The sequence below is a fragment of the Enterobacter sp. J49 genome (genome assembly GCF_002148625.1).
Lineage (GTDB): Bacteria > Pseudomonadota > Gammaproteobacteria > Enterobacterales > Enterobacteriaceae > Enterobacter > Enterobacter ludwigii.
This window is the reverse complement of sequence record NZ_MWPY01000020.1, coordinates 183,487-201,125: the sequence shown is the minus strand read 5'-3', so window position 1 is coordinate 201,125 and position 17,639 is coordinate 183,487. Positions and strand designations below refer to the sequence as shown.

Annotated in this window: 15 protein-coding genes; 7 read left to right on the top strand and 8 right to left on the bottom strand. The window is 56.2% G+C overall.

From position 1 onward, the window contains the following. Positions 1-40 precede the first annotated feature (40 nt). Genes BJP35_RS04185 through araD form a run of 4 tightly spaced genes read left to right on the top strand, consistent with a single transcriptional unit; the run spans position 41 to position 3,748 of the window. On the top strand, positions 41-1,546 hold the full coding sequence (locus BJP35_RS04185) for an FGGY-family carbohydrate kinase (RefSeq protein ID WP_047742795.1): 1,506 nt from the start codon (positions 41-43) through the stop codon (positions 1,544-1,546). Next, positions 1,543-2,217, top strand: coding sequence for a 3-keto-L-gulonate-6-phosphate decarboxylase UlaD (ulaD, locus tag BJP35_RS04180; protein ID WP_047742793.1), 675 nt, complete (start codon positions 1,543-1,545; stop codon positions 2,215-2,217). Before BJP35_RS04185 ends, ulaD begins: the two co-directional genes overlap by 4 nt. Further along, positions 2,199-3,059, top strand: a complete 861-nt coding sequence (locus tag BJP35_RS04175) for an L-ribulose-5-phosphate 3-epimerase (RefSeq protein ID WP_047742791.1) — start codon at positions 2,199-2,201, stop codon at positions 3,057-3,059. Before ulaD ends, BJP35_RS04175 begins: the two co-directional genes overlap by 19 nt. Beyond that, positions 3,053-3,748 (top strand): L-ribulose-5-phosphate 4-epimerase, encoded by a 696-nt coding sequence (gene araD / locus BJP35_RS04170; RefSeq protein ID WP_047742789.1) that lies wholly within the window; start codon positions 3,053-3,055, stop codon positions 3,746-3,748. Before BJP35_RS04175 ends, araD begins: the two co-directional genes overlap by 7 nt. Here the strand turns inward: araD and BJP35_RS04165 are convergent, their stop codons facing one another. Then, positions 3,749-4,567 (bottom strand): helix-turn-helix domain-containing protein, encoded by an 819-nt coding sequence (locus tag BJP35_RS04165; protein WP_020882659.1) that lies wholly within the window; start codon positions 4,565-4,567, stop codon positions 3,749-3,751. Positions 4,568-4,791: 224 nt separating this feature from the next. Between BJP35_RS04165 and BJP35_RS04160 the strand changes: the two genes are divergently transcribed. Together BJP35_RS04160 and BJP35_RS04155 are read left to right on the top strand one after the other, a co-directional pair. Further along, positions 4,792-6,192, top strand: coding sequence for an MFS transporter (locus BJP35_RS04160; RefSeq protein ID WP_047355987.1), 1,401 nt, complete (start codon positions 4,792-4,794; stop codon positions 6,190-6,192). 10 nt (positions 6,193-6,202) lie between these two features. Continuing rightward, positions 6,203-8,158 (top strand): glycoside hydrolase family 127 protein, encoded by a 1,956-nt coding sequence (locus BJP35_RS04155; protein WP_047742786.1) that lies wholly within the window; start codon positions 6,203-6,205, stop codon positions 8,156-8,158. A 95-nt stretch (positions 8,159-8,253) separates the two neighbouring features. Here the strand turns inward: BJP35_RS04155 and BJP35_RS04150 are convergent, their stop codons facing one another. Continuing rightward, positions 8,254-8,994 carry a MipA/OmpV family protein gene (locus BJP35_RS04150; protein ID WP_014168097.1) on the bottom strand — a complete coding sequence of 247 codons (741 nt, stop codon included), beginning with the start codon at positions 8,992-8,994 and terminating at the stop codon, positions 8,254-8,256. Positions 8,995-9,111: 117 nt separating this feature from the next. On the opposite strand from BJP35_RS04150, the gene BJP35_RS04145 reads away from it, so the two are divergent. Continuing rightward, positions 9,112-10,077: a LysR family transcriptional regulator gene (locus BJP35_RS04145; RefSeq protein ID WP_062777982.1), complete on the top strand. Its 966-nt coding sequence runs from the start codon at positions 9,112-9,114 to the stop codon at positions 10,075-10,077. Here BJP35_RS04145 and BJP35_RS04140 read toward each other — a convergent pair. The 6 genes from BJP35_RS04140 to BJP35_RS04115 form a co-directional block, all read right to left on the bottom strand. Further along, a complete protein-coding gene (locus BJP35_RS04140) occupies positions 10,074-11,612 on the bottom strand; it encodes an aldehyde dehydrogenase family protein (RefSeq protein ID WP_020882663.1) in 1,539 nt (512 codons plus the stop codon). The two genes, BJP35_RS04145 and BJP35_RS04140, sit on opposite strands and share 4 nt — an antisense overlap. A gap of 86 nt (positions 11,613-11,698) precedes the next feature. Beyond that, positions 11,699-13,546, bottom strand: coding sequence for a selenocysteine-specific translation elongation factor (selB, locus tag BJP35_RS04135; protein WP_047355983.1), 1,848 nt, complete (start codon positions 13,544-13,546; stop codon positions 11,699-11,701). Then, on the bottom strand, positions 13,543-14,928 hold the full coding sequence (gene selA, locus BJP35_RS04130; protein ID WP_086462920.1) for an L-seryl-tRNA(Sec) selenium transferase: 1,386 nt from the start codon (positions 14,926-14,928) through the stop codon (positions 13,543-13,545). The genes selB and selA overlap by 4 nt, the downstream gene beginning before the upstream one ends. A gap of 103 nt (positions 14,929-15,031) precedes the next feature. Then, positions 15,032-15,640, bottom strand: a complete 609-nt coding sequence (locus tag BJP35_RS04125; protein WP_014168092.1) for a glutathione S-transferase — start codon at positions 15,638-15,640, stop codon at positions 15,032-15,034. A gap of 89 nt (positions 15,641-15,729) precedes the next feature. Then, positions 15,730-16,866 carry an HlyD family secretion protein gene (locus tag BJP35_RS04120; RefSeq protein WP_014168091.1) on the bottom strand — a complete coding sequence of 379 codons (1,137 nt, stop codon included), beginning with the start codon at positions 16,864-16,866 and terminating at the stop codon, positions 15,730-15,732. 2 nt (positions 16,867-16,868) lie between these two features. Then, the gene (locus tag BJP35_RS04115) at positions 16,869-17,225 is read right to left on the bottom strand and encodes a DUF3302 domain-containing protein (RefSeq protein WP_014168090.1); all 357 of its coding nucleotides are present in this window, start codon (positions 17,223-17,225) and stop codon (positions 16,869-16,871) included. Positions 17,226-17,639: the final 414 nt, after the last annotated feature.

Here is a 17,639-nt window from a genome sequence, read left to right as displayed (position 1 = left end):
CCCTCTCCTGAAGAGAGGGCGTAAGACAAGAGAGTCAACGATGAGTGAAAAAGAGCCCTTCTGGCTGGGTATCGATTGTGGCGGAACGTATCTGAAAGCCGGTCTGTACACCAGCCAGGGCCAGGAAGTCTGTATTGAGCGCCGCGCGGTTGCCACACTCAGCCCACACGCAGGCCACGCTGAGCGGGATATGCACCAACTCTGGCAGCAGTGCCACGCCACCGTCGCCCTGCTGCTTAAAAAGGCCGGCATCGGCGGCGCACAAATCAAAGGCGTCGGGATATCAGCTCAGGGTAAAGGACTGTTTTTACTGGACAAGTATGACCAGCCGCTCGGCAACGCCATGCTCTCCTCTGACCGCCGGGCGCTGGAGATTGTACAGCGCTGGCAGCAGGACGGTATTCCTGAAAAGCTTTATCCGCATACGCGCCAGACGTTATGGACGGGGCATCCCGCCTCCCTCCTGCGCTGGGTGAAAGAGAATGAACCGCACCGTTATCAGCAGATTGGCTGTGTGATGATGGCGCACGACTACCTGCGCTGGTGCCTCACCGGCGTTAAAGGGTGTGAAGAGAGCAACATCTCTGAATCCAATCTCTACAACATGAACACCGGGCAGTACGACCCGCAGCTCACACGCTGGCTCGGCATCGATGAAATTGACGGCGCACTGCCGCCGATCGTCGGTTCAGCAGAAATGTGCGGGGAAATCACCGCTCAGGCCGCCGCCCTGACTGGTCTCGCAGCGGGTACACCCGTTGTGGGGGGGCTGTTTGATGTGGTTTCCACCGCGATCTGCGCCGGGTTACATGACGACAGTACGCTCAACGCCGTGATGGGCACCTGGGCTGTCACCAGCGGGATCGCCAACGGTATAGGCCATAACGAGCCGTATCCCTATGTGTATGGGCGCTACGTTCATCCGCAGCACTACATCGTTCACGAAGCCAGCCCCACCTCGTCCGGTAACCTCGAATGGCTGACCACACAGTGGGGCGACATGTCATTCGATGCGATCAACCAGTCCGTTGCCAGCCTGCCGAAAGCCGGAAGCGATCTGCTCTTCCTGCCGTTCCTCTATGGCAGCAACGCCGGGCTGGAGATGACCTGCGGGTTTTACGGCATGCAGGCCCTGCATACCCGCGCGCATCTGTTGCAGGCGGTCTATGAAGGTGTGGTCTTCAGCCACATGACCCATCTTAACCGCATGCTAGCGCGCTTCACGCACGTGCAGGCATTGCGCGTAACCGGCGGCCCTGCCCATTCGGATGTGTGGATGCAAATGCTCGCGGACGTCAGCGGTCTGGCAATAGAACTGCCGCAGGTCGAAGAGACCGGCTGTTCCGGCGCGGCGCTGGCCGCGCTGGTGGGTACCGGCGTTTATCCCGATTTCCGCACCGCGCAGCAGGCTGTCAGACATCACATTCGCGTCATCACACCCGACAAGCATGCCCATGCGGCCTACCAGCGCAAGTATCAGCGCTACCAGCTACTGATTTCAGCACTACAGGGCTATCACGCCCATGTTAAGGAGCACGACCTATGAGCCGACCATTACTGCAGCTGGCGCTCGACCATACCTCACTTCAGGCCGCACAGCGCGACGTCGAGCGGCTTGCGGATCACGTCGATATCATCGAAGCAGGCACCATTTTGTGTCTCACCGAAGGGGTTAATGCCGTACGCGCACTGCGCCAGCAGTGTCCGAAAAAAACGATCGTGGCTGACTGGAAAGTGGCCGATGCCGGAGAAACGCTGGCTGAACAGGCGTTTGGCGCAGGCGCGAACTGGATGACCATCATCTGCGCCGCGCCGCTGGCAACCGTCGAGAAGGGTCACGAGGTGGCTCTGCGCTGCGGCGGGGAAATTCAGATGGAGCTGTTTGGTCACTGGACGCTGGATGATGCGCGTGAATGGCACCGTATCGGGGTCACACAGGCCATTTATCACCGTGGGCGCGACGCACAGGCCAGCGGCCAGCAGTGGGGCGAGGCGGATCTCGCCAGCATGAAAGCCCTCTCGGATATCGGCCTGCAGCTCTCGATCACCGGCGGCATTACCCCCGCCGACCTGCCGCTGTTTAAGCAGATCAATGTGAAAGCGTTTATTGCCGGACGGGCACTGACAGGCGCTGCCAACCCACCGCAGGTGGCCCATGCATTCCATTCACACATCCGCGACATCTGGGGGGAGTCACCATGCGTCAGCATCCGTTAGGTATCTACGAAAAAGCGCTGCCGAAAGCGCTCACCTGGCCAGAGCGCCTGGTGCTGGCAAAAAGCTGCGGATTTGATTTTGTCGAGATGTCGATTGATGAAACCGATGAGCGTCTGTCCCGCCTTGAGTGGAACACCGCGCTGCGCGCCTCTCTGGTTGAGGCGATGCTGGAAACCGGGGTCGCGATCCCGTCGATGTGTCTGTCTGCCCACCGCCGTTTCCCGTTTGGTAGCCGGGACGAAACCGTCCGCGAGCGCGCACGCGCCATTATGACCAAAGCCATCCGTCTGGCGCGCGATCTCGGTATTCGCACCATCCAGCTTGCCGGGTATGACGTCTATTACGAAGAACATGACGAAGGTACCCGGCAACGCTTTGCCGAAGGGCTGGCATGGGCCGTGGAGCAGGCCGCCGCCGCGCAGGTCATGCTGGCAGTGGAGATCATGGATACCGCGTTTATGAACTCCATCAGCAAATGGAAAAAGTGGGACGAAATGCTCGCTTCGCCATGGTTCAGCGTTTATCCGGACGTCGGCAACCTGAGCGCGTGGGGTAACGATGTGGCCGCCGAGCTGACGCTGGGCATCGATCGCATCGCCGCCATCCACCTGAAAGATACCCAGCCCGTGACTGAACAAAGCCCCGGACAGTTTCGTGACGTACCGTTCGGTGAGGGGTGCGTTGATTTCGTGGGCATATTTAACACGCTGAATCAGCTCAATTATCGCGGCGCATTTCTGATTGAAATGTGGACCGAAAAAGCCAAAGAGCCGGTACTGGAAATCATCCAGGCACGCCGCTGGATTGAAGCCCGGATGCAGGAAGGAGGGATGACATGTTAGAACAACTCAAAGCCGAGGTCCTGGCGGCAAACCTGGCGCTGCCCGCCCACCATCTGGTGACTTTCACCTGGGGCAACGTCAGTGCGGTGGATCGTGAACGCGGCCTGATGGTGATTAAACCCTCCGGCGTGGAGTATGACGTAATGTCCGCAGAGGATATGGTGGTGGTGGACATTGCCACGGGCCAGGTGGTCGAGGGGGTTAAAAAACCCTCTTCCGACACGCCAACCCACCTGGCGCTGTATCGCCGTTACCCTGAAATTGGCGGCATTGTGCATACCCATTCCCGCCACGCCACTGTCTGGGCGCAGGCAGGGCAGGATTTACCGGCATGGGGTACCACGCACGCTGACTATTTTTATGGTGCGATCCCCTGCACGCGGTTGATGACCCCGGCTGAAATTGCGGGTGAATACGAATACCAGACCGGTGAAGTCATCATCAAAACCTTTGAGGAGCGCGACGTAAACCCGATGCAGATCCCGGCGGTGCTGGTGCATTCTCACGGCCCGTTCACCTGGGGAAAAAATGCAGCCGATGCGGTACATAACGCTGTGGTGCTGGAAGAGTGCGCCTTTATGGGGCTGTTTTCACGCCAGCTTGCGCCACAACTACCGACGATGCAGCAGGAACTGCTCGATAAACATTACCTGCGCAAGCATGGAGCAAATGCCTACTACGGGCAGTGATCACCCGGAATTAATATGCTCCTTACAGTACCGCCGTTTCCAGACGGCGGGCGTTAAGCCGGTATGCTTTGAAAATATCTGCCGGAAATACCCGACATCATTAAAACCGCAGCGGGTTGCCACTTCGGTCAGGGACGCGGAGTCGTTCAGCAACAGCTTTTCTGCCGCCCTGACGCGCTGGCGATGGATCGCCTCCGTCAGGGTTAAGTGAAAGGTCCGGCGAAATACGCGTCCCAGATAATCGGCATTGCAGTGCAAGGCTTTTGCCAGTTGCGATGTGGAAAGCGGCAGATGAAACTGCGTGCGAATAAGCTGTTTTGCCTTCCATGCCATGGCCGCGCCGGCTTCATCGGCTCTGTCTTCATAACCTGAGGAGATCGACACTTGCTGTAAAATCAGCAGCAAAATCATTTCCAGCGCCACGCTTCGCTGTAATTTTTCCTGCTCACTCAGGAATTGCCGGAATAGCGCAATCACATATTGAGCATCGCGCACGCAGCAATGTTGTTCAATGGCCACCGGAAAAGCATGTGGCAAAGGCGACGATTGCCCTTCGACCTCAAAATGCAGCCAGTAGAACCGCAGGTCCGCCGGGAAATCTTCTGTCCCCACGTGTCGACGCGCCGGCCAGAGCAGTAAGCTCTCTCCCGCTTTCACCTCAAAGAGCGTGTTTTCTTCCTGGATCGTTAATGTCCCTTTTTCGACGAAGATAATCTCCCACGAGGTTAATTTGCGCGCCGGATGCCGGCCCACGCCCCGGGAAATAAAGAGCCCACCATTTTGCACTTTAATCGGAAGCGCTATGGATAATTCAAGCATGGATATTCACCATTCCGCTCTGATTGCCATTAATATTCATCTTATGCTTTGATTATTAATGAATATCTTCCTGCCTTCCCGATCGAAATCACAAATTTATCATCAGGTCGGAATCGTCACCTTTTTATACTTTTCCCTTCCCTTGTTGGCCTGAGCGTTCGGTGCAGAATGAATGGGGTACCTTGCATAAATACGATAAAAATCGATTACCGAGGAGTTACCTCATGACTTCCACACCGATTACAGAATCACAGGTCGTACAAGGGGCAATGGATGACCGCCTGTCAGTCCGCGAAAAAATTGGCTACGGCCTGGGTGACGCGGGTGGCACGGTCATTACCTGCCTGATCATGAATTTTCTTACCTTCTTCTACACCGACGTTTTTGGTCTGACGCCTGCGCTCGTTGGCACGCTGTTTATTGCCCTGCGCGTGTTTGACGCCATTTCCGATCCGGTGATGGGGGTGATTGCCGACCGAACACAAAGCCGTTGGGGGCGTTTTCGCCCGTGGCAGCTGTGGGTGGCGCTTCCTGTCGGGGTTATCGGTGTACTGACCTTCACCGTGCCTGACGCCAGCATGGGGGTGAAAATCGCCTGGGCGTTTGGTACCTATCTGCTGTTGTCAGTGGGCTATACCGCCATCAACGTGCCCTACTGCGCGCTGATCAACACCATGACCACCCGCCACAGCGAGGTCATCTCCTGTCAGTCATGGCGCTTTGTGCTGTGCGGTGTGGCGGGCTTTTTGGTCTCTGTTGGCCTGCCGTGGCTGGTCGCAGCGCTGGGCGAGGGCAACGCTGCGCGAGGCTATCAGCTCGGCGTTGGGGTGTTGTGCGCCATCGCCGTGGTGATGTTCCTCTGCTGCTTCTTCTGGGTGCGTGAGCGCGTCCCGCTGGCGCTGATGGGCAAATTCACCTTACGCGAGCACCTGGCCGGCCTGCGCAACAACGATCAGCTCCTGCTGATGCTGGTGATGTCATTCCTGCTGATCAACGTCTTCAACATTCGTGGCGGCGGCTACATGTACTTCATCACCTACGTGCTCCAGGGCAGTACCGCTTATACCTCGCTGTTCTTCACAATGGTGACCTTTGCGGCCATTCTCGGCGCGGTGATCGTGAATCCCCTTTCTCGCCGGATTGATACCGTCAAACTCTATTACTACACCAACCTCGTGCTGGCCGCGCTCGCGGCGGGTATGTGGTTTCTGCCAGGCGGTCCGGCTCATCAGACGCTCTGGCTGATCGTTATTCTGAGTAACGGCGTCATTCTCGGTTTTACCCTGCCCCTGCACTTCTCGCTGATGGCATTTGCAGATGACTATGGTGAGTGGAAAAACGGGGTACGTTCATCTGGCATGAACTTCGCTTTCAATCTGTTTTTCATCAAGCTCGCCTGGGCGTCCAGCGCCGGGATCATCAGCCTGGTGTTTATCGCCGTCGCTTACCAGCCGGGCGCGGGCAACCAGACACCAGCCTCGTTACAGGGAATTACTGCGATGGAGACGCTGCTCCCCGCCCTTTTCCACCTGCTGCTGGCGGTCTCAATCCGCTGGTGCAGACTCAACAATCCCATGATGTCGCGCATTGCCACCGATCTGCGCCAGCGTCACGTATCGTCCTGAGGAGAATGACATGTCCATAATGGAAGCCGACCTGCACACACTGAACATCAACGACCCGTTTCTCGGCCAGTATCAGCGGCTGGTGCGTGATGTGGTGATCCCCTACCAGTGGGATGCGCTAAACGATCGCGTTACCGAAGCCGAACCGAGTCACGCCATCACCAACTTCCGCATTGCGGCAGGGCTGGAACAGGGGGAGTTCTATGGAATGGTGTTTCAGGACAGCGACGTGGCGAAATGGCTGGAAGCCGTCGCGTGGTCGTTGTGCCAGAAGCCCGACCCGGAACGTGAAAAAACCGCCGATGAGGTGATTGAGCTGATTGCGGCGGCGCAGTGCGACGATGGCTATCTCAACACCTACTTCACGGTGAAAGCACCCGGTGAGCGCTGGACGAACCTTGCCGAATGCCACGAACTGTACTGCGCCGGACATATGATTGAAGCTGGCGTGGCCTATTTTCAGGGGACCGGAAAACGCCGTCTGCTGGAGGTGGTATGCAAACTGGCGGACCATATCGACCGGGTCTTTGGCCCCGGCGAGGAGCAGCTTCACGGTTATCCGGGCCATCCGGAAATTGAGCTGGCGCTTATGCGGCTTTACGACGTCACTCAGGAACCGCGTTACCTGGCCCTTGTGAAATATTTTATCGACACGCGCGGCACACAGCCTCATTTCTACGATATCGAATATGAGAAACGGGGCCGGACATCGTACTGGAACACGTACGGCCCGGCGTGGATGGTCAAGGACAAAGCCTATAGCCAGGCGCATCAACCGCTTGCCGAACAACACACCGCCATCGGCCACGCGGTTCGATTTGTCTATCTGATGGCGGGCATGGCGCATCTTGCTCGCCTGAGTCATGACGAGGGTAAACGCCAGGACTGCCTGCGACTGTGGAATAACATGGCCCAGCGACAGCTCTATATTACCGGCGGGATCGGCTCGCAAAGCAGTGGCGAAGCCTTCAGCAGCGATTACGATTTGCCTAACGATACGGTATATGCCGAAAGCTGCGCCTCCATTGGCCTGATGATGTTTGCCCGCCGGATGCTGGAGATGGAAGCGGACAGCCAGTACGCCGACGTGATGGAGCGTGCCTTATACAACACGGTACTGGGCGGCATGGCGCTGGACGGTAAACATTTCTTCTATGTGAACCCGCTGGAGGTACACCCTAAAACACTGGCATTTAATCATGTCTACGACCACGTTAAGCCGGTTCGCCAGCGCTGGTTCGGCTGCGCCTGTTGCCCGCCCAATATCGCCCGCGTGCTCACTTCGCTGGGCCACTATCTCTATACCGTTCGTCAGAACGCGCTCTTTATCAACCTCTATGTGGGGAACGACGTCGCCATACCGGTAGATGAGGGCACCTTACAGCTACGGATTAGCGGTGATTATCCATGGCAGGAAGAGGTCAACATCGAGATCACCTCACCTGCCCCGGTGACCCACACGCTGGCACTACGTTTACCAGACTGGTGCACAAGCCCGGCCGTGTCACTGAACGGCGAAAGGGTCACGGGTGATGTCTCCCGGGGGTATCTGTACCTCACCCGCCGCTGGCAGGAGGGAGATACCCTTACGCTGACCTTACCCATGCCGGTCCGCCGCGTGTACGGTAACCCGCTGGTACGCCAGCAGGCCGGTAAAGTCGCGCTGCAGCGTGGCCCGCTGGTCTACTGCCTGGAAGAGGCCGACAATGGCGCGAACCTGCATAACCTCTCCCTGCCTGAGCAGAGCGAATTTCGGGTCTTTGAAGGAAAAGGGATCTTTGCGCACAAGATACTGATTCAGGCGGAGGGCATCGCGCGTCACGCTGATGAGGAAGGCACGCAGGCACTGTGGCAGTACGATCGCGCCCCGGTGCAGCGCCAGCCCCGGACGTTGACCTTTATTCCGTGGTTCAGCTGGGCAAACCGGGGAGAAGGGGAAATGCGGATTTGGGTGGATGAGGCCTGAAGGCATCTGTCCTGTCAGCCTCACCCCAACCCTCTCCCACAGGCGCGGGAGATAAAAACCGAGGCCGGGTAAGGCAATCGCCACCCGGCTTTAGATCAGAAACGCCAGGACATGCCGGTCATCAGCGCGAAACTGTCTTCGCGGTCGATCATCGGACTGTTCTTCACGTCGTCAGGTAACACGGTATAGACCGCGCTGGCGTTGATAAACAAATTCTGGGTTAACTGATATTTAGCCGCGAGACCCACATACGGCGTCCAGCTATCACCTGCGGTGTATTCATTGAGGCCTGAGCGGCGAGACTCATTGCCGGATACACCGTAGTAGTAATCGTTATAGCTTTCGTCGCTGTAGAAAATACCTACCGATGGCGTCAGCGTCAGACGTTCCATCCGAACCGGACGGAAGTATGAGATTTCACCGATCACGCCGCCGCTCTCATCCATCGCATCCCCCGAGACCGCCACTTTCAGCGAGCCCCAGTGTTCATGGCGGTAGTACGCCCCGCCGAGAAACGCTGATGCTTTACGCTCATCGAGGTGTTTCATCTGAGCGTCGTCGTTATCTTCAGGATCAAATCGCAGTGGCATCCACGATGCGGTCATGCTGAATTCATTTTTTTCGTCTTTCCACAGGATCCATCCGCCGGTGGTCTGGCGAATATAAAACCGGTCGCCTTCATAGCTAATTAACGGTACCGCCGTGGTATTTTCGTTATAACCTTTATAAGGCGACTCATTAAATACAGCCCCCGCCCCAAGTGAAAAGTCACCAGCCATTGCAGATGATGTTGCAAATAACGTGGCTGCGATGAGTAAATTGTATTTAATAGTCATTACATGTAATCCATTTAGACGCCAAACAAGCGAGGCGAATAATAATGGTTACAAATTTGCCAATGCAACGCTGCAGTTTATATAATATTATATATAAAAACATATAGATGGGTGCGCATGATGAATAAGTTCCAGCTAAAGCCACGCGAGTTAAAAATTATTTCCGTCATCGCAGCCACCCACAGTATTGGCGATGCCGCCGCCCTGCTGGGCATGGCACAGGCTAACGTCAGTAAATACCTTTCTGATTTTGAAACGCGTGTCGGTCTTAAGGTATTTGAGCGCACGACCCGTCAGCTGGCGCTAACCCAGTTTGGCGAAGCGTTACTCCCCTACATTGACGCCACGCTGGATAAAAATAGCCAGCTCATTAATTTCATTGCTGATTATAAGCATGAGAAGCGCGGAAAAGTGACCATTTACGCCCCAACGGGTATCGTGATGTATCTGGCGCGACACGTGATCCATCAGATTGAGGACATCGGTGATATCCGCATCTCGTTAAAAACGTACAACCTGGATCGTAATGAATATTCCGAAGGGGTCTCGTTCCCCGATGATTGCGATATTCTCATTACCTATGCTCAGCCGAAAGATGAAAGTCTGGTCGCCAGTGTGTTAACGAAATATTCCGTCACGGCATTTGCCACAGAAGAATATTTGAAAAACCACCCCTTAACCGGACCTGAAGATTTAATTAATCACTCCTGTATTTTAATAGACTCGATGCTGGTGGATGAGGCGAACATCTGGCGTTTTCGCGTCCACGGTAGTGAGACCGTATATGATTACAGAGTGACCGGAAATTATATTTGCGACAATACGCAGACGGCGCTGGAACTGGCACGAAATAATCTCGGTATTGTTTTTGCGCCGAAAGAAAGCCTGAAAAAAGAGCTTAAGAGTGGTTCTCTGGTTCCCTGCTTCCCCCATCAGGAAGAGTGGTGGCTCGACCTGACGGCGATATTCCGCAAACGTGAATACCAGCCCTGGCGCGTGCAGTACATTCTGGACGGCGTACTGAACTGCCTGCGTCAGCAAATTGCTCAGGCTGCCCAGGGGCAGCCTGAGCTGGAGGGTTAGAACAGCCCCAGTGGTTTATCGGAATAACTCACCAGCAGGCATTTCGTCTGCTGATAATGCTCCAGCATCATCTTGTGGGTTTCACGCCCGATGCCCGACTGCTTATAGCCCCCAAAGGCCGCGTGCGCCGGATAAGCATGGTAGCAGTTGGTCCACACGCGCCCGGCCTGAATGCCCCGCCCCATTTTATAAGCCAGATTACCGTTGCGGCTCCAGACGCCAGCCCCGAGGCCATACGGCGTATCGTTAGCAATCTCCAGCGCCTCTTCCATCGTTTTGAAGGTGGTGACGGCCAGCACCGGTCCGAAAATTTCCTCCTGGAAGACGCGCATGTTGTTTTTGCCGAACAGGATCGTCGGCTCCAGGTAATATCCGTCCTGCAGATCGCCGCCCAGCATTTTACGCCGACCGCCGGTCAGGACATCCGCCCCTTCTTTCTTGCCGATATCAATGTAGTTGAGGATAGTGTCCATCTGCCCGTGCGAGACCTGCGCGCCCATCTGGGTCACGTTATCAAGCGGGTTACCGCTGCGGATAGACTCGACGCGGCGAATGGCTCGCTCCATAAAGCGCTCATAGATAGACTCCTGCACCAGCGCGCGGCTTGGGCAGGTACAGACTTCACCCTGGTTAAAAGCAAACAACGCAAAGCCTTCCAGGGCTTTATCGAAGAAGGCATCCTCTTCCTCCATGACGTCGGCGAAGAAAATGTTCGGCGATTTACCGCCCAGCTCCAGGGTCACTGGAATGATGTTCTGGGTCGCGTACTGCATGATCTGCTGACCCACTTCCGTCGACCCGGTAAACGCGACTTTGGCGATCCGTTTTGAGGTCGCCAGATATTCCCCTATCTCACCCCCCGCCCCGTTCACCACGTTAATCACGCCTGGCGGGAGAAGGTCGCCAATGACTTCCATCAGCAGCAGGACTGACAGCGGGGTCAGGCGGGCCGGTTTGAGCACAATGCAGTTACCCGCCGCCAGCGCGGGCGCCATTTTCCAGCTCGCCATCAGCAACGGGAAGTTCCACGGAATGATCTGCCCCACCACGCCCAGCGGTTCGTGGAAGTGGTACGCCACGGTGTCGCTGTCTACCTCGCTAATTCCGCCCTCCTGAGCGCGAATACAGGAGGCAAAATAGCGGAAGTGGTCAATGGCCAGCGGCACGTCTGCCGCCATCGTTTCACGGATTGGCTTGCCGTTATCCCAGGTTTCCGCCGTAGCCAGCAGCTCCAGATTCTGTTCCATCCGGTCAGCGATTTTGAACAATATCGCCGCTCTGTCCTGAACAGAGGTATGCCCCCATTTGTCTTTGGCTTTGTGCGCGGCGTCCAGCGCCAGATCGATATCCCCCTTGCCGGAGCTGGCTATCTCACACAGCGGCTGGCCGGTAACGGGCGTCAGATTGGAATAGTATTCGCCGCCGACGGGTGCAACCCAGTCGCCGCCGATAAAGTTTTCATAACGGGGCTTCAGCTTGAGGGGAAAACCATACTCGCCAGGCTGGATACGCGATGAGGGAGGATTGTTTGTCATGACCGTCTCCTTGCTGTTGGTGTACAACAAGGGTAGTTCCGGCTGGCGATTTTCTCGCCAGCCGGTAACGGTGTTTACGACGGGGGTCACGGAGTTTCAGGAAATAATAACGAATCCCGCAATAAATGATCGTTGCCACGACGACGGGTAAAGCCGATGCGGTTGAAATATTCCAGGATCTGAATCGCCAGCTTGCGCCCGACGTTCAGCCGATCGCGAAAATCTGCTGCGCAGGTCGTGCCTCGCGCCTGATCCAGCTCGCGGATCAGGTTAGCAAACGCCACAATGCGATCGTTACGGTAATAACGATCTTTCACGATCGCGACGATTAACCCCTGCTGCGCCGCATGGCGCAACACCTGGCGCATCACCTGTTCGTCGGTATTCGTTTCACGTGCGAGATCGCGAACCCACCACGGCTCGTCGCCAAACAGCGGGGCCACTTTCTGCCATATCGCCTCTTGCCCGGCGTTGAACCCGGCTTTGTGATCCGGCAGATGCAGCCAGCCGTGGTGGCTTTTTATCAGCCCACTTTCGCGCATGTTTTCAATCAACAGCAGCACCAGCGCATCGTTTTCCATCGGCAACGCCATGCGTCGCAGGCGTTCACGTCCCGGGCCGGGTTCATCCTGATGCTGTTCATGGTAAGTGGCGAGCGTGGTCAGTACCTTGCGCTGCCAGCATGCTGCGACCGGGGCATTCAGTAAATTGTTACCCGCCTGAATAAAACCAGGCTCCTGGGTCAGCAGGCGTAATCCTTCCGCGCTGAGCTGACGAGCCCATGCGAAATCGCTCAGATTGACGGCACCACGCTCAAGATGAACAAGCAACGCGGCTTTATCATCCGCGGCCTGCGCCAGCGCTCCCAGCCATTGCAGATACTCCGGCTTGCGCTTGCCGCGACGCGGCGGGTTGAGCGTGACCACCCGCGCCCCGGCCAGCGTCTCCCGGGCCGAAATGTCACGCAGTACCAGACGGTCATTATCCGCGAGCCACAGCGGCGAATCGAAAACCAGTTCGGCAAGGTCGTTTTCCAGCAGTGACACGCGCCCGGTGATATGGCTGGCCGCATGGTGGATATGCAGCGGCTGCCATTGGGTCAGCGGCACATGCGTCTGCAGGGCGACGATCGCCCGCTCAGAAGGCTCTGGCGGTACACCGGCCAGCAGCCAGTCGCCACGGTTAAGCTTCTCTTTTTCCGCATCGCCCGCAATATTGAGCGCGATGCGCTGCCCGGCATGGGCATGCTCTACGGGCTGGTTCTGCGCATGCAAACCGCGCACACGCATCGGGGCGTTGGCACCCGTGAGCCATAAGGTATCGCCCACGTTCACTTCACCGCTCAGCGCGGTACCGGTGACCACCAGCCCCGCGCCTTTAACGGTAAAGGCCCGGTCGATCGCCAGACGGAAACGATGATGGCTGGCATGCTCGCGTGAAGTAAGCTGCTGCAAATGGTGGCGAAGTTCGTCAATACCGCGCCCTTCTGTCGCCACGGTAACGAACAATGGCGCATCGGCAAACCCATACTCCCGCAAGGTCGCCTGCACGGTTTCACGCACCGCGTTGAGTCGCGCCTCATCGACGCGGTCAGCTTTGGTCAGCGCAACGGTCAGCTGCGGGTTGCCCGTCAGCTGTAAAATTGCCAGATGTTCACGCGTTTGCGCCATCACGCCGTCATCACAGGCCACCACCAGCAGGGCATGATCGATACCACCGACGCCCGCCAGCATGTTAGAAAGAAACTTCTCGTGTCCCGGTACATCAATAAAACCCAGCACCCGGCCATCAGGCTGAGGCCAGTAGGCATAGCCCAGATCGATGGTCATGCCGCGTTTTTTCTCTTCCGGCAGACGATCGGCATTCACCCCGGTCAGGGCCTGTAATAAGGTGGTTTTTCCGTGGTCGACGTGACCGGCGGTGGCAATAATCATTTCAACAGCATCTCCAGAAATCGCGCTTCATCTTCAAGACAGCGTAGATCCAGCCACATTCGGCCATCGTAAATGCGCCCGATAACCGGTGCTGGCAAGGCACGCCAGCGCGCCGACAAAGCGTCAAGCTGGCTGCCGCGCCCGTCACGGGGTGTAAACGTGAGCGCCGCGCTGGGCAGCCTGTCCACCGGCAGTGAACCGCTGCCGATCTGCGACTGACAAGCTTCAAGGCGCACGTCAAAATCGGGGTAGTGCGGCGCAACGTGTGGCAAGAGCAGCTCACCCTGGGCGCGAATTGAGGCGGCATCACGGGCCAGCAGGCGCAGCGTGGGCAGACGTTCAGCCAGTTTTTCCGGGTGGAGATAAAGGCGCAGCGTCGCTTCCAGCGCGGCAAGCGTCATTTTATCGGCCCGCAGTGCACGCTTGAGCGGGTGCTGCTGCATCTTCGCAATAAGCGCACGTTTACCCACGATAATCCCCGCCTGCGGGCCGCCAAGCAGTTTGTCGCCGGAGAAACTCACGAGACTGACGCCCGCCGCAATCATCTCCTGCGGCATGGGCTCTTTTGGCAGACCGTACTGGCTCAGATCGACCAGCGAACCGCTACCGAGGTCGGCCACCACCGGCACACCCAGCTCACGGCCCAGCTCCGCCAGCTCCGCCTCTTCAACGGTTTTGGTGAATCCGGCTATCTGATAATTACTGGTGTGGACCTTCATCAGTAGCCCGGTATTTTCATTCACTGCTGCGCGATAATCTTTTGCATGCGTGCGGTTGGTGGTGCCCACTTCATGCAGGGTACAGCCCGCCTGGCGCATAACATCCGGAATGCGAAACGCACCGCCAATCTCGACCAGCTCGCCACGGGAAACCACCACCTCTTTACCGCTGGCGGTCGCTGCCAGCATTAACAGTACCGCCGCCGCGTTGTTATTCACGATGCAGGCATCTTCTGCGCCGGTCAGCTCGCAGAGCAGGTCCGCCAGCGCCCGATCGCGATGTCCGCGCCCTGCGCCGTCCAGATCGTACTCAAGCGTCACGGGGGAACGCATGGCCTGCACGACTGCAGCGACGGCCTCTTCTGCCTGTTGAGCGCGACCAAGGTTGGTGTGCAGCACGGTTCCCGTCAGGTTGATGACCGGGCGTAACGCGCTTTGTGCTTTCTCCTCGAGCCTCAGTTCCACTTCCTGCCCCCACGCCGCACACCAGTCCGGCAATGCATTTTCTGTCTGAATATGGCTGCGGGCTTCGTCCTGAAGCAGACGTAATATTTCAACCGTCGCGGTATGGCCGAACCGCGCAACGGCAGCATGCACGCGCGGCTCGCGAAGAAGACGGTCGGTTGCAGGGATCTGGCTGTACAGGGAGTGATGAGTTGTCATGAAAGCGCCTGGCGAGTAAATATCATCCCCCCTCCCGACGGGAGAGGGAGTCAACATAAGAAGGGATTGTACCGCCTCCTGCTGCGAAGTGTTATAACCCGCATCAAGCCTTTGGCGGTTCGGTACGGGCAAAGCTCTCGCGCTGAAAGAGCGTTTCTGCAAGCTTCACCAGCAATGGACGGTCGACGCACCAGCCGGGGGAAACGTGCCGGAAATTGAGATAACCGATGGCGCAGGCAATGGCTATCGTTGCCAGGTTCAGGCTATCGGGTTGAATTTTTCCCTCCCGGATAAGCTGTTCGCACCAGTCCAGGCTGCGGCTGATTTTTTCACGCTGGCGTAACAGTTCCGTTTCAGACTGCTGGGCGGCGGGTCTTGCCTGCTCGCGTACGGACGTTAACGCCGCATCCATAATACCGTCGGCCAGCGCTTCAATTTGCTTCATTGCCAGCGCCGCGTTTGGATCGGCCGGTAACATCGCCGGGGCCACGCCGAGCAGCTCGATGTACTCCGCAATAATGGGGGAATCAAACCAGTACTGGCCTTCGTCTGTTACCAGCGCCGGCACTTTTCCCAGCGGGTTGTACTGCGCCACACCGTTTTCAGCGTGATAAGGCTGTTCATTGACGAACTCGAATTCAATCCCTTTCTCCAGCAGGAGAATCGAGATTTTTCGCACGAAGGGACTGGTGTAGCTGCCGATAAGTTTCATTGCCTGATCCTTGATGCCGAAAAAAGTCAGTATGGATCAAGCGATGAAAAAAGGGCAGGTATGCGTGTCGCATTCCTGCCCTGAAGGGGTTAGTGATCGAGATAGAGGTAGTGCATCCAGCTGGTCATACGCAGCAGCACCTTGCGCATTACCGAGACGTGAGCAAAGTGATCCGAATAGACCGCCACCTGAGCATAAATGCCGTCGGGCAGCGCATCGACATCAGCATTCGGTTCCAGCTCGATAGTGCCTAATACGCCATCGGTGCCAGGGATCACGGTCAGCGACTGCAGCGCACCCTGCGCCTGGTATGACCCCCCCGGCACCACCGGCAGAATGCTGGTGAGCTTGCCGGAGAAGACCTGGCCCGGCAGCGCGTTGAAGACCACTTCCGCTTCGTCGCCCGGCTTCAGACGCAGCAGCGAGTTCTGACGAAACTGGGCCACAATCTGGCGTTTCTGTTCAGGAATAAAGACCATGACCGGGCGCAGCGGCAGCGCGGCAGCATAGGTCCCCGGACGAATCAGCACCTGCGTGATATAGCCATTGCTCGGCGCACGCACCACGGTCTGATCCAGGTTGTATTTCGCTTCAGCAAGCTGAGCACGCAGGGAAGCAACCTGGGATTGCTCACCGTTGACCATACTGTCTAACTGACTTTGTATTTGCGTCTGTTCAGCCACCGAGCCTTTTACCAGCGCATCCTGCGCCAGATAGTTTTGCCGTGCGTTGTCGATATCGCTTTCAGAGAACGGGTTAACCTTTGCCCGGCTGCCTTTCAGGTAGCGCTGGTAATCTTTATACAGGCGATCACGTTCAGCAGACACGCGCGTGGTATTGGCGACCGCTTCCGCAAGCTGCGCTTTGAGATTGTCGATATTGTGCGTGGCGGTGACCAGGTCGGCCTGCAGTCTGTCGACGCGCGCCTGATAGCGGCCCGGATCAAGTTTAAATAACACTTCGCCTTTTTTAATTAGCTGGTTATTTTTATCGGTAACTTCACTCACTACCCCAGTAACCTGCGGCGTAATCGGAATGGAAATAACCGCTTTTTGCGCCGTAAAGGTATAGGGATGGTTATAGTTCATCAACAGGATAAGCCCGGCGACAATAAACACCCCACCTAATGTTGCGGTCGCGAGGGTCCACTGGTTTACCGGAATACGGAATATTTTAAAAATGGCCCAGGCAAAGGCCACATAGGTCAAAATAATCAGCAGATCCATGATTAGTGCTCCAGCGTATTCTTGTCAGCCGTGGGAGGTACCGCTGCCAGTTTTTGTTCTAATTCGGCCACACGTTTAGTCAGAGCATCCATACCCGGGACCTCATCAGGTTTTGAGATGTGGTTCTGCATCCCCCAGCCGCGATCTTCGCGGTACAACGTGGCCCAAATCCACAGGAACGGCCAAATCGCATGGAGCGTAAACAGGCTAATCCATCCCGCCGTATGAATGGCATCCGCATGGGGATGATTCCGTTTTTTGGCCATATTATAAGGAATATCATGGATGGCGATGATTCCGTAAAAAAGAACCAGAAATACAAAAATCAATACGCCCAGCGCAAAATAGTTGAGAAACATATTCTCCTCACTTAAACAACGTCAACTCATTAAATTAATAAAACGGTACGCAACCTAATTAATTTTTTATAAATACGAGGTGTACTTATATTTCAGAGCCGGGGAGTATCGTTTTTTATAATATCTCCATGCAAGTTTATAAGCGTGTCAAAATATATCCTGAATAATAATAGACTTAACCTTACAATATGAGCGTAACGTACCTTATTGCTTTTCGCCATACCACACATGAAAAGTCATTTTTTAGCTTTATGTGTGACTTCATGACATCCTGGCGTTGAATCGCCAGGCAGAATTTGTCGCCGATCACATCCGGAGAATTCTGCATAAAAATTTTTTGTGAAATTAGTCACAATCCAGAAACAAACTCACGACAACCAAATGTGATTTACATCACAGAAGTGGGTGGTTTTT

Coding starts and splice junctions, on each gene's coding strand:
- BJP35_RS04165 (WP_020882659.1), bottom strand. CDS start 4,567: ATGCTTGAATTATCCATAGCGCTTCCGATTAAAGTGCAAAATGGTGGG.
- BJP35_RS04115 (WP_014168090.1), bottom strand. CDS start 17,225: ATGTTTCTCAACTATTTTGCGCTGGGCGTATTGATTTTTGTATTTCTG.
- BJP35_RS04160 (WP_047355987.1), top strand. CDS start 4,792: ATGACTTCCACACCGATTACAGAATCACAGGTCGTACAAGGGGCAATG.
- selB (WP_047355983.1), bottom strand. CDS start 13,546: ATGATTATTGCCACCGCCGGTCACGTCGACCACGGAAAAACCACCTTA.
- araD (WP_047742789.1), top strand. CDS start 3,053: ATGTTAGAACAACTCAAAGCCGAGGTCCTGGCGGCAAACCTGGCGCTG.
- BJP35_RS04120 (WP_014168091.1), bottom strand. CDS start 16,866: ATGGATCTGCTGATTATTTTGACCTATGTGGCCTTTGCCTGGGCCATT.
- BJP35_RS04155 (WP_047742786.1), top strand. CDS start 6,203: ATGTCCATAATGGAAGCCGACCTGCACACACTGAACATCAACGACCCG.
- BJP35_RS04125 (WP_014168092.1), bottom strand. CDS start 15,640: ATGAAACTTATCGGCAGCTACACCAGTCCCTTCGTGCGAAAAATCTCG.
- selA (WP_086462920.1), bottom strand. CDS start 14,928: ATGACAACTCATCACTCCCTGTACAGCCAGATCCCTGCAACCGACCGT.
- BJP35_RS04185 (WP_047742795.1), top strand. CDS start 41: ATGAGTGAAAAAGAGCCCTTCTGGCTGGGTATCGATTGTGGCGGAACG.
- BJP35_RS04175 (WP_047742791.1), top strand. CDS start 2,199: ATGCGTCAGCATCCGTTAGGTATCTACGAAAAAGCGCTGCCGAAAGCG.
- BJP35_RS04145 (WP_062777982.1), top strand. CDS start 9,112: ATGATGAATAAGTTCCAGCTAAAGCCACGCGAGTTAAAAATTATTTCC.
- BJP35_RS04140 (WP_020882663.1), bottom strand. CDS start 11,612: ATGACAAACAATCCTCCCTCATCGCGTATCCAGCCTGGCGAGTATGGT.
- BJP35_RS04150 (WP_014168097.1), bottom strand. CDS start 8,994: ATGACTATTAAATACAATTTACTCATCGCAGCCACGTTATTTGCAACA.
- ulaD (WP_047742793.1), top strand. CDS start 1,543: ATGAGCCGACCATTACTGCAGCTGGCGCTCGACCATACCTCACTTCAG.